This window comes from Sphingomonas sp. ID0503, from assembly GCF_048565625.1.
Taxonomy (GTDB): Bacteria; Pseudomonadota; Alphaproteobacteria; order Sphingomonadales; family Sphingomonadaceae; genus JBLZUR01.
Genome location: NZ_JBLZUR010000002.1, coordinates 2,181,866 through 2,208,113 on the forward strand (window position 1 = coordinate 2,181,866; position 26,248 = coordinate 2,208,113).

The window sequence follows — 26,248 nt, forward strand, 5'->3', positions numbered from 1 at the left end:
CGTGTTTCACCATTGCTCGGGTTGCAATGACAGCCTTGTCTGACTAGTGCGGCCCTTGCGCGGCTAAACGCGCGCGTTTGTGTAGCTTACTCCGAGGATTCTTCTCCCAAATGACAGATCAGCTTGATGCGACGGAAGCGCTGGTGGCGCTAACCGCGGACATTGTCTCGGCCCATGTCAGCAACAATTCGGTCGCGATCGGCGATCTTCCTAATTTGATACAGTCGGTTCACAAGGCGCTCACCGGTCTCGGCACCGCGCCGGAGCCTGAGGCGCCTGCCCGGCCTGAGCCGGCAGTGTCGATCCGCTCGTCGATCAAGCCCGACTACATCGTCTGCCTTGAAGACGGAAAGAAGCTGAAGATGATGAAGCGTCACCTGATGACGCACTTCAACCTGACGCCGCAGCAGTATCGCGAGAAGTGGGGCCTGCCCGCCGATTATCCGATGGTCGCGCCGAACTATGCCGACCGCCGCCGTGTGCTGGCGAAGGAAATCGGGCTCGGCCGAAAGGGCTGATCCGTTCCCGGTGGCCGTCCCCCCATTGCGCGGGGGCGGTCCACCGCCTAGTCTCTCCCGATGCACCGCAAGATCGACATCGAGGCGCTTTGCGCTGAAAAGGGCCTCCGCATCACGGAGCAGCGGCGGGTGATCGCCAAGGTTCTGTCCGAGGCGCAGGACCATCCGGATGTCGAGGCGCTGCACGAGCGCGCCGCCGAGATCGATCCCGGCATCTCGATCGCCACCGTCTACCGCACCGTCCGCCTGTTCGAAGAGGCGGGCATTCTTGAGCGGCACGAATTCGGCGATGGCCGCTCCCGCTACGAGGCGGCGGCGGAGGAGCATCACGACCATCTGATCGACGTCGAGACGGGCAAGGTGATCGAGTTCACCGACCCCGAGCTTGAAGAACTGCAGCGCAAGATCGCCGAGAAGCTCGGCTTCCGCCTGGTCGATCACCGCATGGAACTCTACGGCGTCGATCTCAGCCGCGAGGGCTGACGCCTCCGCCGGCACCCGAAGGGCGGATGGAGCGGGCGACGGGAATCGAACCCGCATCACAAGCTTGGAAGGCTAGTGCTCTACCATTGAGCTACGCCCGCCCGGACCGCGCCGTGGCGTGTGACGGCTCCCTGCCACCGCCCTCGCGCCGCCGTCAACCGGAACTGGCCTGCGCGTCATAGGAGTGGCATGATCGTCCCCGAAATAGGGGGACATCCATGAAGATCGCAGCACGCCTGATCCTGCCGCTTATCCTTGCCGCAACGCCGCTTGCCGCAGCACCGGGCGACGAGGCGGCGGTGCGCGATGCGATCGGGCGGCAGGTGGCGGCGTGGAACGCGCGGGATGGGGCCGCGTACGCCTCGCTGCTCGCCGAGGATGTCGTGCTCGTCACCGACACGGGCAAGATGCTGCGCGGGCGGGATGCTGCGGTGGCGGAGCTTGGGGCCGATGCGCCGCAGGTGCGGATCGGGGACATGTCGGTCAGCTTCCCCACCGAGGATCTGGCGCTGGCGCATGTTCGCTACGCCGTGCCGCCCGTCGAGGTGGCCGAGACCCAGCTGCTCCGTCGCGCGCCATCGGGATGGATTGCCGTGTCGCAGCAGATGACCGTCGTACAGGCGGCAGGTGCGCCAGTGGCCGTTGCCGCTCCGCCAGCTGCTCCCGCCAAGCCGAAGCGCTGCATTCTGGCGACGAAGAGCGGCGATTGCTGGCTGTCCGGCAAGTCGAAGTAAGGCGACGGGCGCTTCCGCACCCCCGCTGCCGCCGCTAGAGACCAACCAGCAAGCGAAGGGCGGACCTGATTCAATGAACGTCACCGGGGTACTGGAACCCTTCTATCTCGGCACGATCCGCGGCTGGGCACCGCGCAACACTGCGATCACCGTGACGCTGGACGGCGCGCCGCTGGCCGAGGTCGTCGCCGCTGCGCCCCGCCTGTTCGTCGGCGACATGGCGGCGGCGGGCTATGCCGGGTTCGAAATCGCGGCACCGCCCACGCTTTCCGACGGGCAGCCGCATGTCCTGCGCGCCTACGAGACCGAGAGCGGGCGGGACCTGGATTTCAGCCCGATGACGATCCGCGCGGGCGGCTGGGGCGGCGGGGTGACCGGCGTCGAGGGGCGGAGCATCCGGGGTCATGCCGTCGATTGGCTGGCGGTGGACAGGCCGGTGCTGGTCGCGGCCATCGCCGGGTCGGACATCCTCGCCACCGCCCTCGCCCGTCCAGCCGGCGACGGCCCGGTGCGCGACGGCCATCCGTTCACCCTGACCCTTCCGCCTGAAGTGGAGACCAGCGGCGCGGCGGTCGTCCATGTCGTCATCGTCGGGGCGGACCGGTCGCTGTCCGGCAGCCCGGTGATCGTCGCGCAGAAGCCGCGTGCGCCCGCCGCGGCCCTGCAGCGCCGCGCCGCGCAGCCGCTCAGCATGGCGATCCAGGTCTCCGCGCCCAACATCCGCGTTGCGCATGAATGGGGCGACTATCATTACGCGCAGCAGCTCGGCCGCTCGCTCGACAAGCTGGGCGTCTATGCCCGCACCCAGTGCCATGACGAATGGACGTCGGAAGGGTTCGACATCGTCCTCAACCTGCGCGGACGGCAACGCTTCATTCCCGATCCCGCCAAGATCAACCTGCTCTGGGTGATCAGCCATCCCGACCGGCTGGGCGTCGGCGAGATGGACCAGTTCGACCACATCTTCGTGGCGGCCGCACCCCATGCGCAGGTGCTGGCGAAGGACACGCATCGACCCGTCACCGTGCTCCACCAGGCGACCGACCCTGAGGTGTTCCACCCGGTCGAGGGCGAGGACGACCTTCCCTCCCCCGCCGTGCTGTTCGTCGGCAATTCGCGCCGCGAGTATCGCACAATGGTGAAGTGGTGCGTGGAGCAGGACATCAACGTCACCGTCTTCGGCTCGCTGTGGAAGGACGTGATCCCGCCCAAGTACATCGCGGGCGACCATCTGCCGAACGACGAGGTCCATCGCTGGTACGGTAGCGCCGAGGTGCTGCTGAACGACCATTGGCAGACGATGCTGAGCGGCGGGTTCCTGTCCAACCGGCTGTTCGACGGATCGGCGGCGGGCGCGTTCATCATCACCGATCCGGTGGCGGGCCTTGCCGAGGTGTTCGGCGACAGCATCGAGACTGCGGAAACGCCCGAGGAACTGAAGGCAAAGATCGACCATTACCGCGCCCATCCGGAGGAGCGTCGCGCCAAGGCCGAGGCGGCGCGCGCGATCGTGCTGGCGCAGCACACCTTCGATCATCGCGCGGCGACGATCCTTGAGGTGGTCGAGGCGCTCCGCAACAAGCCGCGCCTGATCGATGCGGCCTGAGGTGGAGGCGGTGTCCGGCGCCAGCACGCGCCGCATCCTGATCGCGAGTCTGGTCGGCACCACGATCGAATTCTACGATTTCTACATCTACGCGACCGCTGCCAGCCTGGTGTTCGGCCAGCTGTTCTTCCCGGCGGAGTCCAAATCCGCCCAAATCCTGTTCGCCTTCGCCTCGATCTCGCTGGCCTTCTTCGCCCGCCCGCTCGGCGCGATCGCCTTCGGGCATTTCGGCGACCGGATCGGGCGCAAGTCGACGCTGGTCGCCTCGCTCCTGCTGATGGGCGGATCGACCGCGCTGATCGCGATCCTGCCGACCTACGAGACGGCGGGCGCGCTCGCCCCGCTGCTGCTGTGCATCCTGCGATTTGGCCAGGGCTTCGGCCTCGGCGGCGAATGGGGTGGCGCGGCGCTTCTGGCGGTGGAGAACGCGCCACCCGGCTGGCGCGGTCGTTTCGGTATGGTGCCGCAATTGGGCGCACCCCTCGGCTTTATTTGCGCCAACGGCCTGTTCCTGTTGATCGGTCTTGCCCTCACGCCCGAACAGTTCACCGCCTGGGGCTGGCGCCTACCCTTCGCCACCAGCATCGCGCTCGTCTTCCTCGGCCTGTGGATTCGGCTGAAGCTGCACGAAACGCCTGCGTTCAAGGCAGCGATGGCGCATGAGGCACCGCCGAAGGTGCCGCTCGCCACACTGTTCCGCGATCATCTCGGCCCGACACTCGCGGGGACGCTGGGCGTCGTCGCCTGCTTCGCGCTGTTCTACATCGCTACCGCCTTCGCGCTCAGCTTCGGCACCAACGAGCTTGGCTACTCCCGCACCGCCTTCCTGCAGATTCAGCTGGGCGCGATCCTGTTCATGGCGCTCGGCATCGTGATCTCCGGCTGGTGGTCGGATATGGCCAGCCCGCGCCTCGTGCTGATCGCGGGGAGCGCGGCGACGATCGGGGTCGGCGCACTGATCGGCCCGGTCTTCGGCGCGGGTGCGGCCGGTGCCTTCGCCTTCCTCGCTCTGGCACTGCTCGTCATGGGCTTTGTCTACGGGCCGCTCGGCGCCTGGCTGCCCGGCCTGTTCCCCGCGCATGTCCGCTACACCGGCGCGTCGCTCGCCTTCAACGTCGGCGGCATCATCGGCGGGGGCGGCGCGCCGATCGCGGCAAAGGCGCTGGCGGATGCCGGCGGGCTCGGTCTGGTCGGTCTCTATCTCGGCGGCGCAGGCCTGCTCAGCCTGGTCGGGCTGTTCGCGTCCAGATCGGCACGGGACGACCTTACGGCATAGCGCATTGTTCCGGTTGCGAACGTAAACCATTGTGATGCCACCGGTCTGATCCTTGCCACCTCCTCTCGCTTCACGAAAGGAAGCGTTCGGGGAGGATTGGCGTGTTCAACCGAGTTCTGCATTGTGTGAGCCATCAGCATGACTGGCGGCTTCTGGTTCTAGCCGCGTTCATCTGCGGCGTTTCCTGCGCGGCGGCATGCCTCATCATGCGACACAGCGCATCGAGGCAGGGCCCCGGGCGGCTGAGCTGGCTGGCGGTCGCGGGCGTCGCCACCGGGTTCGGGATCTGGGCGACGCATTTCGTGGCGATGCTCGGCTATGACCTCGGCATCCCAGTCGGCTACGATCTGCGGCTGACGATCCTGTCGCTGCTGATCTCGATCGGTCTCACCACTGCGGCCTTCGCAGCCTGGGGCGCCCGACCGGGCCAGCCCCGGCCGATGCTCTGCGCGATCATCTCGGCGGGCGGGATCGTCGCGATGCATTATACCGGCATGTACGCCATGCAATTTGGCGGCCGGCTGGTCTGGTCTCCCGGTCTGGTCGCGACATCCGTCGTTGTGTGTCTGGCGCTCACCGCCTGTTCCTCCCACAGCAGTCTCGGCGCGGGCGCCCGTCCTGCCGCGCTCGGCGTCGGCTTCTTCATGGCGGCGATCCTGTCCCTCCACCTGCTCGGCATGGCCGCCTTCTCTTTCGTGCCCGACGCCGGCGCCGCAGCGCTCGGCCCGGGCGAGGTGATCCTCTCGCCGCTCGGCCTGGGCGCAGTGCTCGGCGCGGTTGCGCTGGCGGTGCTGGTGATCTGTTCCATCGCCTCCATCGTCGACGGCGCGGCCCGCAGCGCGATCCACGCGCGGGAGCGGGAATTCCGCGCGCTGGTACAAGGCATCACTGACTGCGCGCTCTACATGCTCGATACCAACGGCCGGGTGGCCAGCTGGAACGCCGGGGCGGAGCGGCTGAAGGGCTATGCCGAGGCGGAGGCGATCGGCCTGCCGCTCGGCGCCTTCTATTCGCTCGCCGATGTGGAGGCTGGTGTGCCGGCGCGCGCGCTTGCTGCGGCCGGCCACACGGGCAAGTTCACGGCGGAGGACTGGCGCTACCGAAAGGACGGCAGCCGGTTCTGGGCGCATGTCACCATCGAGCCGGTGCGCGACGGCGGCGGGCGGTTCTGCGGCTATGCCAAGATCACGCGCGACATGACCCGGTTCAAGGAGGATCGCGACCGGGTCGACACGCTGACCGGCAAGCTCGACGCCGCATTGTCGAACATGCATCACGGCCTGTGCCTGTTCGACGCGGAGGAGCGCCTCCAGCTCGTCAACTGCCGCTTCTACGAGATTTTCGGCACGACGCGCGAAGCAATCCGCCTCGGCATGACCTTCGACGAGGTCGTGCTGGCGAACACCCGCCTGCGGACCGGCAAGCCCGTCGATCCGGATTACCTGCCGCAGGTGCGCGCCCGCCTGCGCAACTTCACATCGCCCGATGCCGCGAACAGCCTTACCCTGGAGTTCGACGACGGCACCGTCATCGACATCGTTCACCGCCGGCTGGAGGATGGCGGCTTCGTCGTCACCTATGAGGACGCGCGCGAACGGCGCCGGGTGGAGGCGGAGATGGCGCATATGGCGCTTCACGACGGCCTCACCGGCCTCCCCAACCGCCTGCATTTCAACGCCAAGCTGGACGAGGCGATCGCCCGCGCCGGCCGGACGGGCGCGCAGGTGGGCGTCATCGCCATCGACCTTGACCGGTTCAAGGAGATCAACGACCGGCGCGGCCATGGGGTGGGCGATCGGGTGCTGACCGTCATTGCCGGACGGCTGCGCGCGTTGACGCCGGACGACGCGTTCAGCGGCCGCTTCGGCGGGGACGAGTTCGCCGCCTTCATCGTCTATCGCGAGCGGGCCGATCTGACCGCCTTTGTGGCGGCGCTGGACGGCGCGCTGAACGCTGCGGTCGCGCTGGATGACATGCTGCTCCCCTGCGGGGCGAGCCTGGGCATCGCGGTCTATCCGGAGGATGGCGGCAGCCGGGACCAGCTGTCCAACAACGCGGACCTCGCCATGTACCGCGCGAAATCAACGATCGGCCTGACCAGCTGCTATTACGAATACGGCATGGACGAGCGCGCGCGCCAGCGTCGCATCCTGACGCAGGATCTGCGCGAGGCAGTGGCGCGCGACGAGCTGTCGATCGCCTATCAAGTCCAGCGCCGCGTTTCCGATCGCGCGATCACCGGCTACGAGGCGCTGCTCCGCTGGGAACATGGGCGCAAGGGCACGATCTCTCCGGCGGACTTCATCACCCTGGCCGAGGATAGCGGCGACATCCTGCCGATCGGGGAATGGGTGCTGCGCCAGGCCTGCGCCGAGGCGGCGGAATGGGCGGTGCCGCACAAGATCGCGGTGAACCTTTCGCCCGTCCAGCTAACCGACCGCAACCTCGTCGCGACCCTGATCGACATCCTGGATGAGACCGGCCTGCCGCCCCACCGGCTGGAGCTGGAGATCACAGAGAGCGCGATCATCGCCGATAAGGCGCAGGCACTCCGTGTCCTGCGCGCGATCAAGGCGCTGGGCGTCACCATCGCGCTCGACGATTTCGGGACGGGCTATTCCTCGCTCGACACGCTCCACTCCTTCCCATTCGACAAGATCAAGATCGACCGGTCCTTCCTGCACAATTCGGGCAAGAGCGAACATGCGCTCGCCATCGTTCGCGCGGTCCTCGCGCTCGGCCGCAGCCTCGGCGTCCCGGTGCTGGCGGAAGGAGTGGAGACCAAGGATCAACTGATGATGCTCTGCGCCGAACGGTGCAGCGAGGCGCAGGGCTTCTTCTTCGGCATGCCGAAAGAAGGAATGCCCGCGTTCGACGTGACGGCCGAAGCCGCCTAAGCGTCACGGCATGACCGACCGCAACGCCGATATCGCCGCCTTCGTGCGCACCGTGCCGGACTATCCCCGGCCGGGTGTCCTGTTCCGCGACCTGACACCGCTGATCGCCGAAGGCCGGGCGTTCCGGCTCACCATCGACCGGCTGGCGGAGATGCTCGGCGACGTACCGTTCGACCGGATCGCCGCGGTCGAGGCGCGCGGGTTCATCTTCGCGGCGGCACTCGCCTACCGCATGGGTGTCGGCACCGTGATCCTACGCAAGCCCGGCAAGCTGCCGCCCATCGTCCACGCGATCGACTATGCGCTGGAATACGGGACCGACCGGCTGGAGATGCGGGCCGACGCCTGTGCCGCCGGCGACCGCGTCGTGCTGATCGACGATCTGATCGCGACGGGCGGTACCGCTCTTGCCGCCGTATCCCTCCTCCGCCGCCTCGGCGCGGAGGTCGCGGCGGCGGCCTTCGTCATCGACCTGCCGGCGCTCGGCGGGTCGGCGGCGCTGACGGAGGCCGGGGTTGGCGTGCGATCGCTGCTGACCGCCTGACCGCACGCCTTGGAGCGGGGTTCAGCCGAAGAACACCGCGTTGAGGGCGTCGTCGGTCACGCCGCCATTTCCGGCCACGTTGCCGCCGTTGAGCAGATAGTTGGTTCCGAGCGGATCGTCGTCATTGACGAGGTTCTCCACCAGGCTGCCCGGCCCGACCAGATCGTTGACCACGTTCCGGGTTCCGCCGCCCAGCAAATCGGCGACGACACCGCTCGTGCCGAAGAGGTTCCCGAGCAGCGTGGTCTGATCCGCTATACTCGCGCTGATGCCGGTGGGATCATTGCCGCTGTTCAGATCGGATGAAAGATTATCAAGGAGGCCGCCTTTCCCGGCGACGTCCTTGAGGACCGGCGAGAGGTTGACGTGAAGCGCACCAAATTTCAGGGCCATGACTGTCTCTCCATTGTTCACCGATCCTTTGACAGGATGAGCAAAAAACAGCCCCAGCTTTACTCGGCTCCGAATGGAATATCCTTGTTTTACTTGCGCAATATTTCGGAGCCGAACAGTTTAGCTCGCTTACTCCGATCGGAGCGACTACCTTAATCTGACGCCCAAGCGTCCTAGCTCAGCGCCGATCCGCATCTCGATGGCGGCACGGTCGGCCGCGACATCGGGCAGGCTCGGGTTCCAGTCGATCTCGCCCGCCCGATCCGGTGTGTAGACCGGCATCTTCTCCGCCAGATAGGTAAACCGCGGATCGAGGTCTCGGCGGAACAGGATCACGGGAATGCCCATGCCGATGCAGGGCGAGGCGACGTGCAGCAGCGAGGTGAGCACCAGAGCCGCCGTGTCGCGGTAGCGCGCCAGCATCGCCGCCTCGATGGTGTCGAGTGCGTCCCTGCCACTCCGTGAAACCGGAAGCTCGCTGACCGGGCTTCGGTGAAAGATCGTTTCCGCTCCGGCCGCGAGGTGCGTCGGAATATGGTCGTGTATCTCGGGCGGCAACACGCCCGCCCCCGCACCGTGGACGATCAGCAGGCGGCCGTCGGCAGGCGCATAGGCGCGCGTGGGAAGCGTCATGGTCACGCACCCGGTGACGTCGGCGGCGATGCCGTGCGCGCGCAGATGGTCCGCGGTCGCCACGTCGCGGCAGCCGATCGTCCCCTGCCCGGCCAGCCAGCCGCGGTGCCGGCGTACGACCGCCTCCGCCGCGTTGAAGCCCACGAACACGGGGTGGACCTGCGGCGGCATCGGCAGGCTGCGTTCCCAGAAAACGCCGTTAGTGATGAGGGCCACCGGCTCCCCGTCATAATCCGCCAGCGTATCACGATCGACGCCGACGATATCGTCCTCCGCCACGCCGAGGCGCTTTAGCAGGGCGCGCGCGGCGATCGTCTGCGCATTGTCGCCCAGATTGGCGGTGAAATGGCCCTCCCGCTCGATCTGCCGCGCGAAGCCGGCCGTTCCCGCATAGCTGAAGGTCAGGACACCGGCCTTCATGGCAGCGGCGGAAGGCCATCGATTACGGGCAGGAGCCGGCGCGCCCAGACCGGCCCGGCAGTGAGCGGATCGAGATGATGATCCCTGATGTCGAAATGGCGAAAGCGCTCCGAGATGAGGCCGGTGGCGGGGTCGATGAGGTCGGGGGTGAGATCGACGAAGTGGCAACCCGCGTCCCTGACCCGCAGCGCCAGCTCGGCATTGTAGCGCAGGGTCAAGTTGGTGCGGGTCCGGTGGTCGGCCTCCACCTCCCGCCTGAGATGCGCGACCTCCCCGTCCAGTTCGCCGTCCCGGATCGTCGGCAGGATGGCACTGGTGACGATCACGTCGCGATAGCCCATCGCCCGCACCTCGACGAGGAACGCGACATAGGCGTCCAGCGATGCGGTGAGTTGCGCCTCGACGCTTTCGCCATGACGCTGCGCGCGGACCCAGATGACGAAGCCGCAATCGACCTCGCCAAGCTGGAAGATGGGCACGATCGCCGGATCGACCTTCGCCAACCGGCCTCTGAAGTAAGGCAGCGCCTGTGTCTTGGAGGTCGGGTGCCGCAATCCGACGGCCGTCGCGCCGGGTACCTTCTTGCTCCTGCACTGGTATGGCACGAAGAGCCCGGCCTCGATCGCATGCTCGATCGCGTTCAGGTGACTGTCGCCGAGGAACTGGAGGATGCGGGGCATGGCCCCCGTTCCTTAAGGTCCGATCCCGTTCCGGGGAAGCGCTGGGGATCGGAGGCCGATCGGCGGCGGTGGTGGACAGGGCTGGATTCGAACCAGCGTACGCTTTCACGGGCAGATTTACAGTCTGCTGCCTTTAACCACTCGGCCACCTGTCCAGTGCGCGGAGCCGCCCTTTCGGGCGAAGGCGCGTCCAATGGCGAAGGGCTGCCTGCCTGTCAACGCCGTCGCTTGCGTGGGCGCGCGGCGGATTGCAAAAGCGGCCCATGAAAAAAGGTCATCGCCCCTCCGCGCCCGCAAGCGGCCGCCCGCGTCTCTGGGGCAAGCACGCCGTCACGGCAGCACTCGCCAACCCCGAGCGGACGATCCGCCATGTCTGGGGCACCCGCGATGCGCTCGCCGCGCTCGATCTGCCGCCCGTCGTCCCCATCACCCGCGCCGAGGTCGCCGATCTCGGCCGGCTCGTGCCGAATGACGCGCCGCATCAGGGCATCGTCATCGAAGTCGATCCACTGGAGGACATCTGGCTCGGCGATCTGCTCGAACAGGGGCGCGACGACCGCCGTCCGCTGCTGGTACTCGATCAGGTGACCGACCCGCATAATGTCGGCGCGATGCTGCGGTCTGCCGCCGCCTTCGACGCGCTCGGCATCGTCACGCAGGATCGGCATTCCCCGCCCGAATCCGGCACCGTGGCTCGAGCAGCCTCCGGCGCACTGGAGTTCGTGCCCTGGGTTCGCGTGGTAAACCTCGCCCGCGCCCTGGACGAGATCGGTGAGGCCGGGTTCTGGCGCATCGGCCTGACCGGCACCGCGAAGAAGACGCTGGCGGAAACGCTCGGGCAGACCCGCCCCTGCCTGGTCATGGGCGCGGAAGGCGAAGGGATGCGCCAGAACACCGAGGCGCATTGCGACGAACTGGCGAAGCTGCCGATCAGCCCGCGTATCGAGAGCCTCAACGTCTCCAACGCCGCCGCCATCGCACTCTACGCGGCGCAGGTACGCGGCTGATGGGTATCCCGGCCGATCGGCTGCGCGCTTCGATCGAGGCGCTCGCGGCGATCGAGCCGGGCTTCGCCGCCGGCCTCGCCCGCTTCGGCCATCCCGAACCGCGGATCAGCGAGCGCGGCTATGAAAGCCTGCTGCGCACCATGGTCGGCCAGCAGGTGAGCGTCGCTGCCGCCCGGTCGATCTGGGCCAAGCTGGATGCAGCCGTGGGCGGCGCGGGCAACCCCGACAACCTCCTCGCCGCCTCCGACGAGACTTTACGCGGGGCAGGCCTGTCACGCCAGAAGATCGGCTATGCCCGCTCCTTCGCGGAGGAGGTCGCGACCGGCCGCCTGCCCCTCGACAACCTGCCGGAAGACGATGAGGAGGCGATCGCCGCGATGACCCGCGTCAAGGGGATCGGCCGTTGGTCGGCGGAAATCTACCTGCTGTTCGCCGAGGGTCGGGCGGATGTCTGGCCGGCGGGCGACCTCGCGGTGCAGGTCGAGATCGGCCATCTGCTCGGCTATGAGGCTCGCCCGAGCGAAAAGGCGATCCGCGCGCTTTCGGAACCCTGGCGGCCCCATCGCGGCGCGCTCGCGATCTTCGCCTGGCACCATTACGGCCATCGTCGCGCGCTGAAGGGCGCGGACGCGGCGCCTTTGTAGAAGATCATCCTCCCCCGCCAGGGGGAGGTGGCGCCGTGAGGCGACGGAGGGGGCGGTCGGCGATGTCCTCGGCCTTCCTTTCCTCCCCCTCCGTCAGGCTGCGCCTGCCACCTCCTCCTGGCGGGGGAGGATCTTAGGCCGCGTGCAATCTCATGCGTCCCAATCGCCTTCCGCGCGTTCCCGCAGCGCAACAGGGAGGTGAGGAATGGCGACACATCCGGGGCGGCGCGCGGAGGACAGGCGCGGTCTTCAGGCGGACAGCCCGTTGGAGATGCCGCCTCTCGCCTGGCGAGAGATCGCGGTGCGCGTGTGGAACGCGACCGGCGACAACAACATCGCCATCCTGGCCGCAGGCGTCGCGTTCTACGCCTTCCTTGCCTTCGTGCCACTGCTCGGCGCGATGATCATGACCTACGGTCTCGTCGCCGATCCCGCGACCGTCGCCGACCACATGCGCACGATCATCGATCTCGTCCCGCGCGACGCCGCCAAGCTGATCTACGACCAGTTGCTCAGCGTCACCACCACGGCGGCGGAGAAGACCGGCTTCGGTCTCGTCTTCGCGCTGCTCATCTCGATCTACGGCGCGATGCGCGCGGCGAGCGGGATCATGGTCGCGCTGAACGTAATTTACGACCAGCATGAGCATCGCAACCTGCTCGTCACCACCGGCATCTCTGCGCTGATCACGGTCGGCGCGGTGTTCGTTGGCGTCACCGGCGTGCTCTCCGCCTCGATCCTCGGCTATCTTCAGGATCTCGTCAGCGGCCTTGGCCCGGTCGCCGCGACGATGATCAAGCTCGTCACCTGGGTGATCGCGGGCGGGCTCGCCAGCATCGGCATCGCCGTCACCTATCGCATCGGGCCGGATCGCGCCGACGCCAAATGGCGGTGGCTGACCCTCGGGTCGATGCTCGCGACCCTGATGTGGCTGGTGGCGACGATCGGCTTCGGCTTCTACGCCGCGCGCTTCGGCGACTACAACGCGACCTACGGCTCGCTCGGCGCGGTCGTGGTGCTCTTGATGTGGCTGTTCGTCTCCGCCTACGCCATCCTGCTCGGCGCGGCGGTCAATGCGGAGGTCGAGCGGCAGACCTTGCGCGACAGCACGACCGGGCGGGAGCGCCCGATCGGAAAGCGGGGCGCGACGGTGGCCGATACGGGCCCGCCGGGGCGCTGATGTCCCATAACGGAACGGCTCCCAACGCGAAACCCTAACGGCGGCGAAACTATTCCAGACAACTGGCGTTACACCCATTAACACGCATATAAGCGGGAAATGCCTTTCCTTTGTGGACTTTGGCGCTAACCGTGCGTAGCTGAGTGAATGGGGGCTAGGGCTTTTCGATGATTCGATCTCTTCTGGCGAGCAAGACGACAAAGCTGGTTGCGGCATGCGTGTGCCCGGTGGCGGGCACTGGTGCGCTCACCGTCGCCGTTCCGCAGGTCCGGCAGGCCGTGCACAAGGCCACCGCGCCACGCGCCTATGCCGCGCCGAAGACGCGCGTTCGTCCGGCCGCTGCGCCCTGCATCGAGACTCCTGCTCCGATCGCGCAAGTGCTGCAGCCGCCGCTCGCCCTCGTAGCGCCGCGCGAAGTTGCGCCGACGCCGGATACGACGACCGAGCGTACGCCTGAGCTGGCGACCAATAACCCGATCACCAATCGTCCTCCGGACGTGCCGATTATCGGTATTCAGAACCCCGACGTGCCGGCCGTCCCCGAGCCCGCAAGCTGGGCGCAGATGATCGCCGGCTTCGGCCTGATCGGCGGCGCCATCCGCCTCCGCAACAGGGCAGCGCGCTCCGTCACCAACGCCTGAGGCGCCACGAGCACCGATACAGAAGAGGCAGCGCTCGATTGGGACGCGGCCTTTTTGTTGTGCTGTGCGCCGGCGACGGTGGACGGTGGATGAGGTCTCCGTTGGCAGTTGCAGACTGCCTGCCGAGCTTCGCGTAGCGGCCCGTCATTCCCGCGAAAGTAGGAATCCGGCTCTAGCCTGCGAACCGGTTTCCGCTTTCGGGGGACGACAATGCGGCGCGATGCACGTTCAATGTCGCAGCTGCAGCTTAGCCTCGAACATAGCGCTCGGCTTCGCGACCGGAGCGTACAACCACCGAAAAGCCCCGGCCTTCAATACGGCACTTCGCCGATGACGTTGCCGCCCTCGCTGTAGCGGCAGACCAGGAAGTCGTCCTGCGTGCCGCGCGCCATGGCGCAGCCGACCTTGCGGCTCGAACGCCAGACGATCTGGGTATAGTGGCCGACATCCTCCAGCTCACCCGTGCGGCTGTTGGTCGGGAAGACGCCGGGGCGGAAGTTCTTCCGTTCCGCGTTCCACAGGCCGACCATCTCCTCCGGCCCGTAATAGCCCTTGGTGCCGGCCCAGAGGTTCTCGCCCTGCGGATCGGGATCGTTCGCGTCGCCCTCCGAGTGGACGAGATGGCCGACGCGGGTCAGCTGCCGCGCATAGGCGGCGGCATCGGCGGCGAGCCGCGCATCCCAGGCCATCGGCGGCAGGCCGAGCGACGCCCGCTCCCGGTTATGGCTCGCGAGCAGGCGCTGGTCGAAGCTGAGCGGCGCCTGGTTGGCCTGCAGCGCCGGCATCGCCGCCGAGAGGGCCGCCACCGCTGCGGTCTTCTTCCACCGGCCCATGATCGGCCTCCGTCTTCGTTACGGACGGATGGTTACCGGGCGGCGGGTTCACCGTAGTTTGCCGGGAATGGTGAAGGGCGCGTTTACGGTAAAGGCGTCGAGATCCTCCTCCGGAAGGGGAAGATCAGAAAGGCCGCTCCCCAATGACATTCCCCGCCTCCTTGTAGCGGCAGACGAGGAAGTCATCCTCCTCCCCTTCCGCGATCGCACAGCCGACCCTGGTGCTCGATCGCCAGACCACCTGGGTGTAGTGCGCCACGTCCGCGACGTTGCCGGATCTGCTGTTGTCCGGGAAGCGGCCGGGGACGAAGAACAGCTTCTCCTCGGTCCACAGGCCGATCATCTCCTCGGGCGTATAGGCGCCGTGGGTGCCGGCCCAGAGGTTCTCTCCCTCTGGATCGCCGGTCTGGTCGTCCTCGGGGGAATGGACCAGCGATCCGATGGCGAGCAGGTATCCGGCCCATTCGGCAGCATGGGCGGCAAGGGTTTCGTCCCATTCCATGAGGGGTACGCCGACGGCGGCGCGCTCCTGGTTATGCACGTCGAGGGCGCGGCTGGCGAAACTGCCCGGCGGAGGCGGAGCGGCCAGGGCAGGCAGCGCAGCCGCCACGGACAGGAGCAACGCCCCCGCCGCGCCCCAGCGCCGCCAGATCCGACCTTCCTGCAAAACCGGCACACCTCTTGTGGTCCGGTTTCAAACCGGTAGTGCCGAAGTTCTAAGAAACGGTCAGCGTCGCGCGCCGCGCACGACCTAATACGCGTTTTTGTCGACGGCGATGCGGAATACCGTCTCCGCGATGATACGAAGATCGAAAGCGACGCTCCAGTTGTTAATGTAATATAGGTCGTATTCGATGCGCTTGCGGGCGCGTTCTTCGGTGTCGATCTCCCCGCGCAGGCCGCGCACCTGCGCAAGGCCCGTAATTCCCGGCTTGACGCGGTGCCGCGCGGCGTAACCCTTCACCGCATCCCCGTAATACTTGTCGCCGACGCGCATCTCGACGGCGTGCGGGCGGGGTCCGACGATCGACATCTCGCCGCGCAGCACGTTGAAGAGCTGCGGCAGCTCGTCGATGCTGCTGCGGCGGATGAAGCGGCCGATCGGCGTCACGCGGGGATCGCGCTTGGTGGTGCGCGCGGCACCCGTCACGTCCTGCCGGTTGATGTACATCGATCGGAACTTGAAGACATGCACCGGCTCGTTGTTGAAGCCGAAGCGGCGCTGCTTGAACAGGATGGGGCCAGGACTGGTGAACTTCACCAGCAGGGCGATGATCAGCAGCAGCGGCGAGAGCACGATCAGCGCGGGGATGGTGATCGCGAGATCCTCCAACCGCTTCGACAGGCCGTGGAAGTCGCGCATCGGCCGGCGCCACAGGTAGAACATCGGCGTCGATCCGATGAACTGCACGCGGAAATCGGCTTGCAGGCGCAGCGCCTCCGTCGGCATCAGACAGACATCCACCGCGACGTTGCTCAGCCGGTCGACGAAGAAGTCGAGCCGCTCCTGCGAGACCTTCGGTGTGGCGATGATGACCTGATCCACCTCGCCCCGGCGCGCCAGGTCGATGATCGCGTTGAACCCGCCGAGCAGCGGCTGCCCCGCGATGACGGTGTCCACCCGCGTGTTGCGCTCGTCGGCAACGCCGATCACGGTCAGGTGCGGCAGGTTCTCCAGCTCCAGCCGGCGCAGCGCCTGCCCTGCCGTATCGCTGTCCGCGCCGTAGAGCACGACGCGCTGCCCGATCCGCTCGGACCGCACCAGCCAGTGCACGATGACGCGGATCACCAGCCTGCTGACCAGCAGGATGACGCCCGTGGACATTAGGAACAGGCCGAAAAGCCGCATCGGGATCGCGGCCGCATTGCCAAGCGTCCAGACCGTCACCGTGACCAGCACGACGGCGAGGAGGAAGTCCAGCACCACGCCGATATCCGCGTCCGGCCGCCGGCCGAGCGGGGAGTTATAGGCGTCGTGGGTCAGGCGCAGCAGGTAGAAGTTGATGCCGATGATCAGCACCAGGCCGCTGTACATCGCCTCCCCGCTGGTGCTGCCGCCACCATAGGCGCTGAGGAGCAGCCCCGCGCCCCAGCCGCTCAGCAAGGCGAGCGCATCGGCGACAATTGAGATGCCGCCGACGATGTTCGAGGTGAAGCGCACGCGCGCACGACGGCGGGTAGCGATGGTGTCGGCCATGACGGTGGGGGGCGCCACGTCCACCGTCACAGCGCAGCCACCCGCTGGCGGGATGCGGCCGCGGCCCGAGCCCCTGCATCGGCGGCAAGGCGGCGCCGCGCGCGGGCGGCGCAGACGTCGTCCTCCGCCTTGGTACAAAGCTCCAGCTGCCGCACCCAGCCGGTTCGGATGCGCGGGTTGGCGAGGGTGAAATCTTGCGCCGCATCCGCCGCGGCATCGATGTCGCCGCGCGCTGTCAGATAGTCGGTGAACGCGATCATCACCGGCACGCTGTCCTTGAGTTCCTGAGCGGCGGAGCGGAATACCGACTCCTCCAGCACCGGCTCCCGCCGCAGCTTGTGGACGCGGGCGAGCAAGATGCGCGCGGCGGCATCCTCGCGATAGGCGCTGACCAGCAGGCGAGCGAGACCGAGCGCCTTTTCGAAGTCGCGGTCGGCCAGCGCGATGTTAATGCGCGCGGTCAGCGCACGGCGGTTGACGCTGTCCACCGCGAGCACGGCATCGGCCCGGCGGCGGGCGGCGGCGCGGTCCCCCACCGCCAGTTCCGCCGCCGCGAGCACGGCCTGACCGTCGCTGTTGGAGAGGTTCGGCGCCGCATCGGCAAGGGACCGCAGCATCGCGCGGGCGCCCGCCGCATCACCGGCGTCGAGCAGGAAGCCGGCATAGGCCTGACGCACCGCATCCGTGGCGCCGGGCGCGGCGGCGCGGATGTCGGCGCTGGCCGCGGCATTGCCCTTCGCGGCCGCGATCGCGCGCACGATCGCAAGGTTCACCGGCACGCTGCTGCCATGCGCGGTCCGCAGACGCTTGAACATCCCCACGGCTTCACCTTCCCTGCCCCGGTTCAGCATCACCCGGCCGTACTGAAATTGATAGTCCGGGTTGTCGGGGTGCAGGCGATAAAGGCGGAGATATGTGTCGTCCACGCCACGCTTGTCGCCCGCCTCGCCGTAGAGCTGGAGGAGTTGCTGGAGGAACGGCTCCTTCTGCTCGATGACCGGCATCTTGCTTTCGATAAAGGCCGCGCCCGCGCCCGGCGCATCGCGACGCTGAAGGATGCGCGCCTTCAGCGTGATCGCCTCCTGCATCGAACGGAATGTCGGCCAGCAAGGCGTTCACCTTCCTCAACGCATCGTCATACTGTCTCTGGTTCATCGCCAGCGTCGCCTCCGCGACACGTCCACTGGCATCATTGGGTGACAGGATGGCGAGCGTGTCGAGCGACCGCCGCGCCTGCTGCGCCTGGTTGGCGGTGGCGGCGAACTGGGCGACGATCTGCAGCGCCTGGACGTTGTTCGGATCGACATCCAGCAACTGCTGGAACGCGACATAGGCCTGCGGCAGGCTGCCGGTCGCCAGTTCCAGCTGGCCGCGCCTGGCGATCACGCCAGGGTCGTCGGGCCGCGCCTCGCTGGCCCGCATGATCGCCTGCCGCGCGACGAAATAGTTCTTCGCGGCCATCGCCTGGTCGAATTGCGCGATCGCCGTACCGGCCCGTTCTTCGGGTGAGGAACAGGCCACAAGCAGACCGACCGCGCAAAACACCGGCAAAAAACGCCTCATCATTCGCGGTCCCGCACTGCCTTTCGCCGCGCGTAGGATGCGGCCATTAACGTATCGTAACCTTTGTGCATCGCATCAACCCTAAACGGGGCTACCAAACCGGGGCTTTTGAGGTAGGAGTGCGTTAACGGTGTCTTGGGACGGATGCTGTATCGCACCGCCCATGCTGGGACAGGTTGATAAGGGGTACATCGTGAACTTCTCTCTGATCCGTGCCGTGACACTTGCCGCGGTGGCGGCGGGCAGTGCCGCCGCCGCGCAAACGCCTCCGGCCGCGACGCCGCCCTCCGGCGGCAGCGCGCCAGCCGCGGGATCGACGGTCGCGCCGATCGAGCCGGTGCCGACCGCCACCCGCGCGCCCTCCGGCATCCCCGCCGATCGCGCCTATCGCATCAATCCCGGCGACGAGATCGAGATCTACGTCTGGGGCGACGAGCGGCTGCAGCGGACCCTGCGCGTCCTGCCGGACGGCAGCTTCGCCTTCCCGCTGGTCGGCACGGTGAAGGCGGAGGGCCGCACCACCAGCGACCTGGAGACCGAGCTGGGTCAGCGCCTCGCCTCCCAATACCGCAACGCGCCGCCGCAGGTGACGGTGTCCGTGAAGGCGCCGTCAGGCCTGCAGATCTCCGTCATCGGCAAGGTCCGCGGGCCCGGCAGCTTCACGCCCGGCCGCTACGTCACCCTGGTCGAGGCGCTGGCCCTCGCCGGTGGCCCGGCCGATTTCGCGGCGGTGGACGGCATCGTCATCATCCGCAGCAAGGGCGGGCAGAGCCAGGTTATCCGTGGCGATGTCGGCGGCATCCTGAAGGGCAAGCCGACCTCGCGCGACCTTGCCCCGGGCGGCATCCCGCTGCTTCAGCCCGGTGACACGGTGGTCGTCCCTTGAGGCGCCTCGCCTTCGCCGCAAGCGCGGTGCTGATCGCATCCCCCGCCGGGGCCGCGCTCGACAGCAGCTACTGGATGGACGTTCAGGCCGATGTCGGCGTAGACACCAACCCCTATCTCGATGAGGACAGCAAGACCACCGGCACCGCCTCCATCACCCTTCTGCCGGCGGTGAACTTTTCGGGCGCGCGCAGCAGCACCACCGTGTCCGGCCGTTACATGCGGGAAGAGTATTTCAGCCGCTACGACGCCAGTCAGGACATCGGGGTCAACCTCGATCACTCCCATCGCTTGAGCGAGCGTCTCGACGCGAAGTTCGGTGCCGGCTTCAGCCACAGCACGAACGCGCTTCTCAATACCGACATCGATGACGATCTCGCCACACAGGGCAACCAGAAGCGGCGCAGCTACGACGCCAACGGATCGCTCACCTACCGGATCAGCGACCGTTCGACGTTCACCGGCACCGGATATTACCAGCGGGCGGAATATCCCGGCAACGAGATCAACAGCATCGGTGACTACACCACCTATGGCGGCACGGTCGGATATAGCCGGGTTCTCAACAGCCGCACCTCGCTCGGCCTATCGCTGGGTGCAAGCGAGACCCGCAGCGTCACCAACCCGGATTCGACCAGCTACCAGCCGCAGGTGACGTTCGAGCATCGCTTCAGCCAGGCCTGGACCATCAACGGATCGGTCGGCGTGATCTTCCAGAAGACGAAGTTCCTGGGCCGGAGCGAGAACTCGACGAACCTGGGCGCGCAACTGAACCTCTGCGGCACCTATCCGCGCGATAGCATCTGCATCTTCGGATCGCGCGACTCCTCGGCCAGCGGCTATGGCGGGCCGCGCATCCGGACGTCCTTCGGCGCAAACTATTCGCGTCAGTTGAGCGAGCGCAGCCGCATCGCCGCGAGCGGCACCTACACGCGCGACAAGTCGCAGGACTTCGGCTTCGTGGCGCGCAATGTCGACTATGCCTACGCGAACGCCTCCTACGAGCGTGATGTCAGCCAGCGGCTGACGGCGGGTGTGCGGGCGAACTACAGCTGGCGTAAGTTTTCCGGCTTCAGCACCGTCGATTCGGTCGGCGGCAGCGTGTTCGTCAGGTATCGGCTCGGGCGCGTGAACAGATGAGTGACATAAGCCAGGACATCGAACCGCAGGGCGGGTTCGCGATTGATCCGAAGTCGCTGCCCGCGATCCTCTGGGCGCGGCGCTGGCTGATCATCGCACCGGCGGTGCTCGTTTCGGCGGGCGGCGTCGCGGCGGCCTTCCTGCTGCCGCCGAAGTACGAATCGCGGGCGACGATCCTCATCGAATCGGCGCAGCTTCCCGCCAATCTCGTCAAGTCGAGCGTAACGGATGCGGTGGAGGAGCGGATCGAGCGCATCCGCCAGCGCGTGCTCAGCCGTGGCGACCTCATACAGCTGATCCGCGCCAACGGCCTCTATCCGGCGGAGCAACGGTCGATGCCGCTCTCCGCGATCGTCAGCAAGATGCGCGAGAGCGTGAAGCTGGAGGCGGTCAGCGCGGACATCGGCGCGCGCGGCATCAACTTCGGCGGCGGGTCGAGCACCGTCGCCTTCACGGTCTCATTCGAATATCCGCAGCCCGCGCCCGCGCAGGCGGTGGTGCAGCAACTGGTTAACCGCTTCCTCGAACTCGACGCCAGCAACCAGACCGAGCAGGCGACCGGCGCCGCCAACTTCATCGGCGAGCAGGCCGAACAGCTGCAGCAGCGCATCCGCGAGATCGAGAACCGCATCACCGAGATCAAGACGAAGAACGGCGCAATCATCACCCTCGGGCAGATGTCGCAGGTCGGCGGCGGCAGCAGCGCTGTCGCCCAGATCGATGCAGAGATCGACAGCCTGATGGCGCAGAACGCCATGCTCGCCGCCAACCCGACGTCCACAGGGAACGGCGACCTCGCCAGCCTTCGCGCCCAGCTGCGCAGCGCAGAGGCGCGGCTGTCATCCTCGCATCCCGACGTGCTCGCTTTGCGCAGCCAGGTCGCGGCGGCCGAAGCGGCCGGCGCCGGCCCCACCGTCAAATCCTCGGGCGAGATGCAGGCGGCCGTCAACCAGCAGCGGATCTCCGCCCTCCGCAACGCCCGCGCGCTCGCCGCCTCCCAGAACGCCGCATCGCAGAACGCCGCCGCCCGCGCGCCCGCGATCCTCGCGCAGATAGACCAGCTTGAGAAGCAGGCCGATTCACTGCGCCTCCAATACCAGAGCGTCGGCGGCACGCTGGTCACCGCCGAAACCTCGGCGCGCATGGAGAGCGAGCAGAAGGGCGAGCGCTTCTCCGTCGCCGATCCGCCCGTCGTCCCCGACGAGCCCGTTTCACCGAACCGGCCGAAGCTGATCCTCGGCGGCATCGCCGGCGGGATCGCTCTCGGCCTGGCGCTCGCCTTCTTGGTCGAGATGCTGCTGCGCCCGATCCGAGGCGTCGCCGCTCTGCGCGCGGCGACCGGTGTCGCACCGCTCATCATCATTCCCGAAATCGACGTGAAGACCGGTCGCATGCAGGCCATCGCGACACGCCTGCGGCGCATCTTCGTCCGCAAGAAGGTGAGCGCATGAACCCGCCCGTTTCGTTCGGCGGCGCGCTGCCCGCGATCGACCGCCTGAGAGTGGCCGAGGTTTCGGCCGACCACCTCCTCGAAAACCGCATTTTCTCGGTGCGCACCGGCGACATTCGCGCGCGGCCGTTCAAGATGCTGCGGTCGCAGCTGCGCAAGATCATGCAGGCGCGCGGTGCCAAGCTGATCGGCGTCACCTCCGCTTCGCCCGGCGTGGGCAAGTCCTTCGTCGCCGCCAATCTCGCTATCGCCATGGCGCGGGTAGCCGAGGCGAGCGTCTACCTGATCGACATCGATCTTCGCCGCCCCGCGCTCGGTCCGCGTTTCGGGGTGACCGATCATCCCGGTCTGCAGGACTATCTAACGGGGGTGACGCCCAATCTCGCCGACGTCGCGGTGCGGGTGAATGACGAGCAGCTGGCCCTCATCACCGCCCAGGACCGTGGCCTTGCCTCGGCAGAGCTTCTCGCCAGCCCGCAGGCGGACGCGCTCTTCGCCGCCGCTCGCGCTCTGCCGGAAGAGTCGGTGGCGATCTTCGACATGCCGCCGATCTTCGCCGACGACGACGCCGTCATCATTGCCGAACGGCTGGACGGCGTACTGGTCGTGGTCGAAGACGGCCTGACCACCCGCAAGCAGGTGCAGGAGACGATCCGCCTCCTCCAGCCGACACCCTGCCTCGGCACCGTGCTGAACCGCTACAAGGTCGGCATCCTCGACGACGAGTATGGCTATAATGGCGGATATGGCTACGGGGCCTATTACAGCAGTTGATCGCGCCCGAGGTCGGGCCAGCCAAGAAGCGGGGGCAATGAGAAAAGGGATCATTCTGGCGGGCGGCTCGGGCACCCGCCTCTATCCGCTGACGCGCGGCGCATCGAAGCAGCTGATGCCCGTCTACGACAAGCCGATGATCTATTATCCGCTGTCGACCCTGATGCTGGCCGGGATCCGCGACGTCCTCATCATCACCACGCCGGGTGATTCCGCCGCCTTCCGCAACCTCCTCGGCGACGGTTCGCAATGGGGCATGAACCTGGAATATGCGGTGCAGCCGAGCCCGGACGGCCTCGCCCAGGCTTACCACATCGGCGCGGATTTCGTGGGGGACAACCCATCCGCCCTCGTTCTCGGCGACAACCTCTTCTACGGCCACGGCCTGCCCGAACTGATGAAGGCGGCGGACGAGCGGGCGGAGGGTGCGAGCGTGTTCGGCACCTATGTCCAGCATCCCGAGGCCTATGGCGTCGTCTCCTTCGACGCGGACGGCAAGGCCGAGACGATCGAGGAGAAGCCGGCCAGTCCGAAGTCGAACTACGCCGTCACCGGCCTCTATTTCTACGACAAGGACGCCGTCCCCCTCGCCCGCGATCTGAAGCCCAGCCCTCGCGGCGAGCTGGAGATCACCGACCTCAACCGGCTCTATCTTGAGGCGGGCAAGCTCCACGTCAGCCTGATGGGGCGCGGCTTCGCCTGGCTCGACACCGGCACGCACAACGCGCTGCTCGACGCCGCCCAGTTCGTCCGCATCGTGGAGGAGCGTCAGGGCCTCAAGATCTGCTGCCCGGAGGAGATCGCCTGGCGGCAGGGTTTCATCGACGATGCTGGCTTGGCCGAAGTCGCCGGCCCGCTCGAAAAGAGCGGCTACGGCAAGTACCTTCTAGCCCTCCTCAACGGACCACGCGACCTGTGAACATCATCGAGACCGCACTTCCCGGCGTCCTCATCATCGAGCCGAAGGTGTTCGGCGACGATCGCGGCTTCTTCCTGGAAAGCTGGAACGCCAAGGCGTTCGCCGACGCCGGCCTCGAACTCACCTTCGTGCAGGACAACCATTCGAAATCCGCGAAGGGCGTGCTGCGCGGCATGCATTACCAGCTCAGCCGCCCACAGGGTAAGCTGGTCCGCGTGACGGCCGGCGGGGTCTACGACGCGGTGGTCGATCTCCGTCGCTCCTCCCCGACATTCGGCAAGTGGACCGGCGTCGAGCTTTCGGCAGCCAACAAGCGCATGTTCTGGGTGCCGCCCGGCTTCGCCCACGGCTTCGTCAGCCTGCAGGACGGGACCGAATTCCTCTACAAGTGCACCGACTTCTACGATCCGTCCGACGAGCATAGTCTGCTCTGGAACGACCCGGCGGTCGGCATCGACTGGCCGGTGGACTATCCCGTCCAGCTTTCCGCCAAGGACGCGGTCGGCAAGCGGCTGACTGAAGCGGAGACCTTCGCATGACGGTCGCGCTCATCACCGGCGCGGGCGGCCAGCTCGGCCGCACCCTCCTCGCAACCGTCCCCCAAGGCATCCAGGCGCAGGGCGTTGATCGCACAGCCCTCGACATCACCGACGCCGATGCAATCGCCGCCACCCTCGACGCGGTAAGCCCCGCCCTCCTCATCAACGCCGCCGCCTATACGGCAGTGGACAAGGCGGAGAGCGAGCGCGAGGCGGCGTTCGCCTGCAACGCGGTCGCCCCCGGCCTCCTCGCCGCCGCCTGCGCGGAACGTGGTATCCCGTTCGTCCATGTCTCGACCGACTTCGTTTTCGACGGCACCCGCTCCTCGCCCTACCCCGTCGATGCGCCCGTCGCCCCGCTCGGCGCCTATGGCCAGAGCAAGCTGGAGGGGGAGCAGGCCGTCGCGTCCGCGCACCCGGCCGCGCTTACCGTCCGCACCTCATGGGTCTACGCGGCGGAGGGCAAGAACTTCCTCCTCACCATGCTCCGCGTGATGAAGGAACGGGGCGCGGTCAGCGTCGTCGCCGATCAGGTCGGCACCCCAACGCACACGATCAGCCTCGCCAAGGCGCTGTGGAAGATGGCGGCAACCGACGCCTCCGGTATAGCTCATTACGCTGACGCCGGCACCGCCGCCTGGTACGACTTCGCCGTCGCCATCGCGGAAGAGGGCATTGCCGCTGGCCTGCTGCCCGCCACGGTCGAGGTCAAGCCGATCGCCACCGCCGACTATCCGACCCCCGCCGCGCGGCCCGCCTATAGCGTCTTCGACCGCTCGACCGGTTGGGCGCTCGCTGGGCAGGCGCGGCACTGGCGGGCGGAACTGCGCGATGCGATCGCGGCGGTGGCGGCCAGTACCTAAGCGCGTCATCCCGCCCCCGTCATCCCCGCCCCCCCGTCATCCCCGCGAAAGCGGGGATCGCTCCCCGCGAGCAAACCTGATCGAGCCTGCCCCCGCTGACAACGATCCCCGCTTTCGCGGGGATGACGATGTTTGTTAGGGCTGCGACTGTTACGACCGCCCGGAAAGACAAAGGACGCGCATAACGACATGCCCAACCTGCTCATCACCGGCGGCGCCGGCTTCATCGGCGCGAACTTCGTCCACCATTGGGCCAAGGCGAACCCCGCCGACACCCTCATCGTCCTCGACGCACTGACCTATGCCGGCAACCCCGCCAATCTCGACGGGCTGGAAGGTGTGGAGCTGGTGCACGGCGACATCCGCGACACCGATCTCGCCACCAACCTGCTGCGCGATCGCCAGATCGACCGCATCGTCCACTTCGCCGCCGAGAGCCATGTCGATCGCTCGATCGCCGGCCCTGACGCCTTCGTCGACACCAACGTCATCGGCACCCACAGCCTGCTGAAGGCAGCGCGCAAGGTCTGGCTGGACGAGGGCTCGGGCAGGGCGCATCGCTTCCACCACATTTCGACCGACGAGGTCTACGGCACGCTCAGCCTGACCGACCCCGCCTTCACCGAAGACACGCCCTATGCGCCCAACTCGCCCTATTCGGCGTCGAAGGCGGGTTCGGACCACCTCGTCCGCGCCTATCACCACACCTACGGACTCGACACGGTCACCACCAATTGCTCGAACAATTACGGGCCGTATCAATTCCCCGAAAAGCTGATCCCGCTGTTCATCATCAATGCGCTGCACGGCCGCCCGCTGCCGATCTACGGTGACGGGATGCAGATCCGGGACTGGCTCTATGTCGAGGATCACTGCACCGGCATCGCCCTTGCGCTGACCAAGGGTCGGGCGGGCGTAACCTACAACATCGGTGGCGGCGCGGAGCTGCCCAACCTGACCGTGATCGAGACGCTGTGCGCGGCGATCGACAAGGCCTTCGCCGCCGACGAGACGCTCGCCGCCCGCTTCCCCGACGCGCCCGCTGCGAAGGGCCAGCCGACCGCCACGCTCAAGACCCACGTCACCGACCGTCCCGGCCATGACCGCCGCTATGCGATCGACGAGACCAAGGCCCGCACCGAGCTCGGCTATCAGGCCGCTCACGGCTTCGAGGCCCGCTTCGCCGAGACGCTGCACTGGTATCTGAACAACGAAAGCTGGTGGCGAGCCGTCCTCAGCGGCGAATACCGCGACTGGATCGCCAAGCAGTACGGGTGAGCCGCTATCAATCCTCCCCCGCCAGGGGGAGGTGTCAGGCACCGCCTGACGGAGGGGGAGGACGGCGGCCCCCTCGATCCAGAGTGCGACGCCGCCCGCCCCCTCCGTCGCTTGGCAGCGACACCTCCCCCCGCCAGGGGGAGGATCGTGA

Annotated in this window: 26 protein-coding genes, 2 tRNA genes and 1 pseudogene; 20 read left to right on the forward strand and 9 right to left on the reverse strand. The window is 67.3% G+C overall.

Going from position 1 to position 26,248, the window contains the following annotated elements:
* Window positions 1–110: 110 nt before the first annotated feature.
* Both ACM608_RS11665 and ACM608_RS11670 read left to right on the forward strand, forming a co-directional pair.
* On the forward strand, window positions 111–518 hold the full coding sequence (locus tag ACM608_RS11665; RefSeq protein ID WP_419683388.1) for a MucR family transcriptional regulator: 408 nt from the start codon (window positions 111–113) through the stop codon (window positions 516–518).
* A 60-nt stretch (window positions 519–578) separates the two neighbouring features.
* Entirely contained in the window at window positions 579–1,001 is a 423-nt protein-coding gene (locus ACM608_RS11670; RefSeq protein WP_419683389.1) for a Fur family transcriptional regulator, read from the forward strand.
* Between the two features lie 27 nt (window positions 1,002–1,028).
* Here the strand turns inward: ACM608_RS11670 and ACM608_RS11675 are convergent.
* A tRNA-Gly gene (locus ACM608_RS11675) sits at window positions 1,029–1,102 on the reverse strand.
* A gap of 117 nt (window positions 1,103–1,219) precedes the next feature.
* Between ACM608_RS11675 and ACM608_RS11680 the strand changes: the two genes are divergently transcribed.
* From ACM608_RS11680 to ACM608_RS11700, 5 genes are all read left to right on the forward strand, one after another.
* Entirely contained in the window at window positions 1,220–1,735 is a 516-nt protein-coding gene (locus ACM608_RS11680) for a YybH family protein (RefSeq protein WP_419683390.1), read from the forward strand.
* Window positions 1,736–1,808: 73 nt separating this feature from the next.
* Window positions 1,809–3,341 carry a CgeB family protein gene (locus ACM608_RS11685; protein ID WP_419683391.1) on the forward strand — a complete coding sequence of 511 codons (1,533 nt, stop codon included), beginning with the start codon at window positions 1,809–1,811 and terminating at the stop codon, window positions 3,339–3,341.
* A 10-nt stretch (window positions 3,342–3,351) separates the two neighbouring features.
* On the forward strand, window positions 3,352–4,617 hold the full coding sequence (locus ACM608_RS11690; protein ID WP_419683392.1) for an MFS transporter: 1,266 nt from the start codon (window positions 3,352–3,354) through the stop codon (window positions 4,615–4,617).
* A 125-nt stretch (window positions 4,618–4,742) separates the two neighbouring features.
* The gene (locus ACM608_RS11695; RefSeq protein ID WP_419683393.1) at window positions 4,743–7,514 is read left to right on the forward strand and encodes an EAL domain-containing protein; all 2,772 of its coding nucleotides are present in this window, start codon (window positions 4,743–4,745) and stop codon (window positions 7,512–7,514) included.
* 10 nt (window positions 7,515–7,524) lie between these two features.
* Window positions 7,525–8,058 (forward strand): adenine phosphoribosyltransferase, encoded by a 534-nt coding sequence (locus ACM608_RS11700; RefSeq protein ID WP_419683394.1) that lies wholly within the window; start codon window positions 7,525–7,527, stop codon window positions 8,056–8,058.
* Between the two features lie 21 nt (window positions 8,059–8,079).
* On the opposite strand, the gene ACM608_RS11705 is transcribed toward ACM608_RS11700, so the two are convergent.
* From ACM608_RS11705 to ACM608_RS11720, 4 genes are all read right to left on the reverse strand, one after another.
* A complete protein-coding gene (locus tag ACM608_RS11705; RefSeq protein WP_419683395.1) occupies window positions 8,080–8,451 on the reverse strand; it encodes a hypothetical protein in 372 nt (123 codons plus the stop codon).
* 147 nt (window positions 8,452–8,598) lie between these two features.
* Complete coding sequence (locus ACM608_RS11710) at window positions 8,599–9,504, reverse strand: hypothetical protein (RefSeq protein ID WP_419683396.1); 906 nt, start codon at window positions 9,502–9,504, stop codon at window positions 8,599–8,601.
* Entirely contained in the window at window positions 9,501–10,184 is a 684-nt protein-coding gene (locus tag ACM608_RS11715; protein ID WP_419683397.1) for a hypothetical protein, read from the reverse strand. Before ACM608_RS11715 ends, ACM608_RS11710 begins: the two co-directional genes overlap by 4 nt.
* 69 nt (window positions 10,185–10,253) lie before the next feature.
* Window positions 10,254–10,339, reverse strand: a tRNA-Tyr gene (locus ACM608_RS11720).
* A 108-nt stretch (window positions 10,340–10,447) separates the two neighbouring features.
* On the opposite strand from ACM608_RS11720, the gene rlmB reads away from it, so the two are divergent.
* The 4 genes and pseudogenes from rlmB to ACM608_RS11740 all read left to right on the forward strand — a co-directional run.
* Complete coding sequence (rlmB, locus tag ACM608_RS11725) at window positions 10,448–11,191, forward strand: 23S rRNA (guanosine(2251)-2'-O)-methyltransferase RlmB (RefSeq protein ID WP_419683398.1); 744 nt, start codon at window positions 10,448–10,450, stop codon at window positions 11,189–11,191.
* Window positions 11,191–11,835, forward strand: a complete 645-nt coding sequence (locus ACM608_RS11730) for a DNA-3-methyladenine glycosylase family protein (protein WP_419683399.1) — start codon at window positions 11,191–11,193, stop codon at window positions 11,833–11,835. Before rlmB ends, ACM608_RS11730 begins: the two co-directional genes overlap by 1 nt.
* Before the next feature lie 205 nt (window positions 11,836–12,040).
* Complete coding sequence (locus ACM608_RS11735) at window positions 12,041–13,015, forward strand: YihY/virulence factor BrkB family protein (RefSeq protein ID WP_419683400.1); 975 nt, start codon at window positions 12,041–12,043, stop codon at window positions 13,013–13,015.
* A gap of 527 nt (window positions 13,016–13,542) precedes the next feature.
* Window positions 13,543–13,656, forward strand: a pseudogene (locus ACM608_RS11740) (PEPxxWA-CTERM sorting domain-containing protein); the annotation flags it as partial.
* 311 nt (window positions 13,657–13,967) lie between these two features.
* On the opposite strand, the gene ACM608_RS11745 reads toward ACM608_RS11740, so the two are convergent.
* From ACM608_RS11745 to ACM608_RS11760, 4 genes are all read right to left on the reverse strand, one after another.
* Window positions 13,968–14,489: a CAP domain-containing protein gene (locus ACM608_RS11745; protein ID WP_419683401.1), complete on the reverse strand. Its 522-nt coding sequence runs from the start codon at window positions 14,487–14,489 to the stop codon at window positions 13,968–13,970.
* 124 nt (window positions 14,490–14,613) lie between these two features.
* Window positions 14,614–15,156 carry a CAP domain-containing protein gene (locus ACM608_RS11750; RefSeq protein WP_419683402.1) on the reverse strand — a complete coding sequence of 181 codons (543 nt, stop codon included), beginning with the start codon at window positions 15,154–15,156 and terminating at the stop codon, window positions 14,614–14,616.
* Window positions 15,157–15,240: 84 nt separating this feature from the next.
* A complete protein-coding gene (locus ACM608_RS11755) occupies window positions 15,241–16,704 on the reverse strand; it encodes an undecaprenyl-phosphate glucose phosphotransferase (protein WP_419683403.1) in 1,464 nt (487 codons plus the stop codon).
* An 8-nt stretch (window positions 16,705–16,712) separates the two neighbouring features.
* Window positions 16,713–17,774: a hypothetical protein gene (locus ACM608_RS11760; RefSeq protein WP_419683404.1), complete on the reverse strand. Its 1,062-nt coding sequence runs from the start codon at window positions 17,772–17,774 to the stop codon at window positions 16,713–16,715.
* 8 nt (window positions 17,775–17,782) lie between these two features.
* Between ACM608_RS11760 and ACM608_RS11765 the strand changes: the two genes are divergently transcribed.
* The 9 genes from ACM608_RS11765 (at window position 17,783) to rfbB (ending at window position 26,097) form a co-directional block, all read left to right on the forward strand.
* A complete protein-coding gene (locus ACM608_RS11765; protein WP_419683405.1) occupies window positions 17,783–18,019 on the forward strand; it encodes a hypothetical protein in 237 nt (78 codons plus the stop codon).
* A 423-nt stretch (window positions 18,020–18,442) separates the two neighbouring features.
* Window positions 18,443–19,135 (forward strand): polysaccharide biosynthesis/export family protein, encoded by a 693-nt coding sequence (locus ACM608_RS11770; RefSeq protein WP_419683406.1) that lies wholly within the window; start codon window positions 18,443–18,445, stop codon window positions 19,133–19,135.
* Window positions 19,132–20,274 (forward strand): hypothetical protein, encoded by a 1,143-nt coding sequence (locus ACM608_RS11775; RefSeq protein WP_419683407.1) that lies wholly within the window; start codon window positions 19,132–19,134, stop codon window positions 20,272–20,274. Before ACM608_RS11770 ends, ACM608_RS11775 begins: the two co-directional genes overlap by 4 nt.
* Window positions 20,271–21,725: a Wzz/FepE/Etk N-terminal domain-containing protein gene (locus ACM608_RS11780; protein ID WP_419683408.1), complete on the forward strand. Its 1,455-nt coding sequence runs from the start codon at window positions 20,271–20,273 to the stop codon at window positions 21,723–21,725. Before ACM608_RS11775 ends, ACM608_RS11780 begins: the two co-directional genes overlap by 4 nt.
* Window positions 21,722–22,498: a CpsD/CapB family tyrosine-protein kinase gene (locus tag ACM608_RS11785; protein WP_419683409.1), complete on the forward strand. Its 777-nt coding sequence runs from the start codon at window positions 21,722–21,724 to the stop codon at window positions 22,496–22,498. Before ACM608_RS11780 ends, ACM608_RS11785 begins: the two co-directional genes overlap by 4 nt.
* A 37-nt stretch (window positions 22,499–22,535) precedes the next feature.
* Entirely contained in the window at window positions 22,536–23,417 is an 882-nt protein-coding gene (rfbA, locus tag ACM608_RS11790; protein ID WP_419683410.1) for a glucose-1-phosphate thymidylyltransferase RfbA, read from the forward strand.
* On the forward strand, window positions 23,414–23,956 hold the full coding sequence (rfbC, locus tag ACM608_RS11795) for a dTDP-4-dehydrorhamnose 3,5-epimerase (RefSeq protein ID WP_419683411.1): 543 nt from the start codon (window positions 23,414–23,416) through the stop codon (window positions 23,954–23,956). The genes rfbA and rfbC overlap by 4 nt, the downstream gene beginning before the upstream one ends.
* Window positions 23,953–24,819 carry a dTDP-4-dehydrorhamnose reductase gene (gene rfbD / locus ACM608_RS11800; RefSeq protein WP_419683412.1) on the forward strand — a complete coding sequence of 289 codons (867 nt, stop codon included), beginning with the start codon at window positions 23,953–23,955 and terminating at the stop codon, window positions 24,817–24,819. The genes rfbC and rfbD overlap by 4 nt, the downstream gene beginning before the upstream one ends.
* 189 nt (window positions 24,820–25,008) lie before the next feature.
* Window positions 25,009–26,097 (forward strand): dTDP-glucose 4,6-dehydratase, encoded by a 1,089-nt coding sequence (rfbB, locus tag ACM608_RS11805; protein ID WP_419683413.1) that lies wholly within the window; start codon window positions 25,009–25,011, stop codon window positions 26,095–26,097.
* Window positions 26,098–26,248 lie beyond the last annotated feature (151 nt).

What these genes read in the sequence shown, in the direction of transcription:
- ACM608_RS11705 (WP_419683395.1), bottom strand. Translation starts at nt 8,451, where the DNA reads ATGGCCCTGAAATTTGGTGCGCTTCACGTCAACCTCTCGCCGGTCCTC.
- ACM608_RS11735 (WP_419683400.1), top strand. Translation starts at nt 12,041, where the DNA reads ATGGCGACACATCCGGGGCGGCGCGCGGAGGACAGGCGCGGTCTTCAG.
- ACM608_RS11765 (WP_419683405.1), top strand. Translation starts at nt 17,783, where the DNA reads ATGTCGGCCAGCAAGGCGTTCACCTTCCTCAACGCATCGTCATACTGT.
- rlmB (WP_419683398.1), top strand. Translation starts at nt 10,448, where the DNA reads ATGAAAAAAGGTCATCGCCCCTCCGCGCCCGCAAGCGGCCGCCCGCGT.
- rfbA (WP_419683410.1), top strand. Translation starts at nt 22,536, where the DNA reads ATGAGAAAAGGGATCATTCTGGCGGGCGGCTCGGGCACCCGCCTCTAT.
- ACM608_RS11685 (WP_419683391.1), top strand. Translation starts at nt 1,809, where the DNA reads ATGAACGTCACCGGGGTACTGGAACCCTTCTATCTCGGCACGATCCGC.
- ACM608_RS11760 (WP_419683404.1), bottom strand. Translation starts at nt 17,774, where the DNA reads ATGCAGGAGGCGATCACGCTGAAGGCGCGCATCCTTCAGCGTCGCGAT.
- ACM608_RS11730 (WP_419683399.1), top strand. Translation starts at nt 11,191, where the DNA reads ATGGGTATCCCGGCCGATCGGCTGCGCGCTTCGATCGAGGCGCTCGCG.
- rfbD (WP_419683412.1), top strand. Translation starts at nt 23,953, where the DNA reads ATGACGGTCGCGCTCATCACCGGCGCGGGCGGCCAGCTCGGCCGCACC.
- ACM608_RS11670 (WP_419683389.1), top strand. Translation starts at nt 579, where the DNA reads ATGCACCGCAAGATCGACATCGAGGCGCTTTGCGCTGAAAAGGGCCTC.
- ACM608_RS11700 (WP_419683394.1), top strand. Translation starts at nt 7,525, where the DNA reads ATGACCGACCGCAACGCCGATATCGCCGCCTTCGTGCGCACCGTGCCG.
- ACM608_RS11665 (WP_419683388.1), top strand. Translation starts at nt 111, where the DNA reads ATGACAGATCAGCTTGATGCGACGGAAGCGCTGGTGGCGCTAACCGCG.
- rfbB (WP_419683413.1), top strand. Translation starts at nt 25,009, where the DNA reads ATGCCCAACCTGCTCATCACCGGCGGCGCCGGCTTCATCGGCGCGAAC.
- ACM608_RS11680 (WP_419683390.1), top strand. Translation starts at nt 1,220, where the DNA reads ATGAAGATCGCAGCACGCCTGATCCTGCCGCTTATCCTTGCCGCAACG.
- ACM608_RS11710 (WP_419683396.1), bottom strand. Translation starts at nt 9,504, where the DNA reads ATGAAGGCCGGTGTCCTGACCTTCAGCTATGCGGGAACGGCCGGCTTC.
- ACM608_RS11780 (WP_419683408.1), top strand. Translation starts at nt 20,271, where the DNA reads ATGAGTGACATAAGCCAGGACATCGAACCGCAGGGCGGGTTCGCGATT.
- ACM608_RS11715 (WP_419683397.1), bottom strand. Translation starts at nt 10,184, where the DNA reads ATGCCCCGCATCCTCCAGTTCCTCGGCGACAGTCACCTGAACGCGATC.
- ACM608_RS11745 (WP_419683401.1), bottom strand. Translation starts at nt 14,489, where the DNA reads ATGGGCCGGTGGAAGAAGACCGCAGCGGTGGCGGCCCTCTCGGCGGCG.
- ACM608_RS11785 (WP_419683409.1), top strand. Translation starts at nt 21,722, where the DNA reads ATGAACCCGCCCGTTTCGTTCGGCGGCGCGCTGCCCGCGATCGACCGC.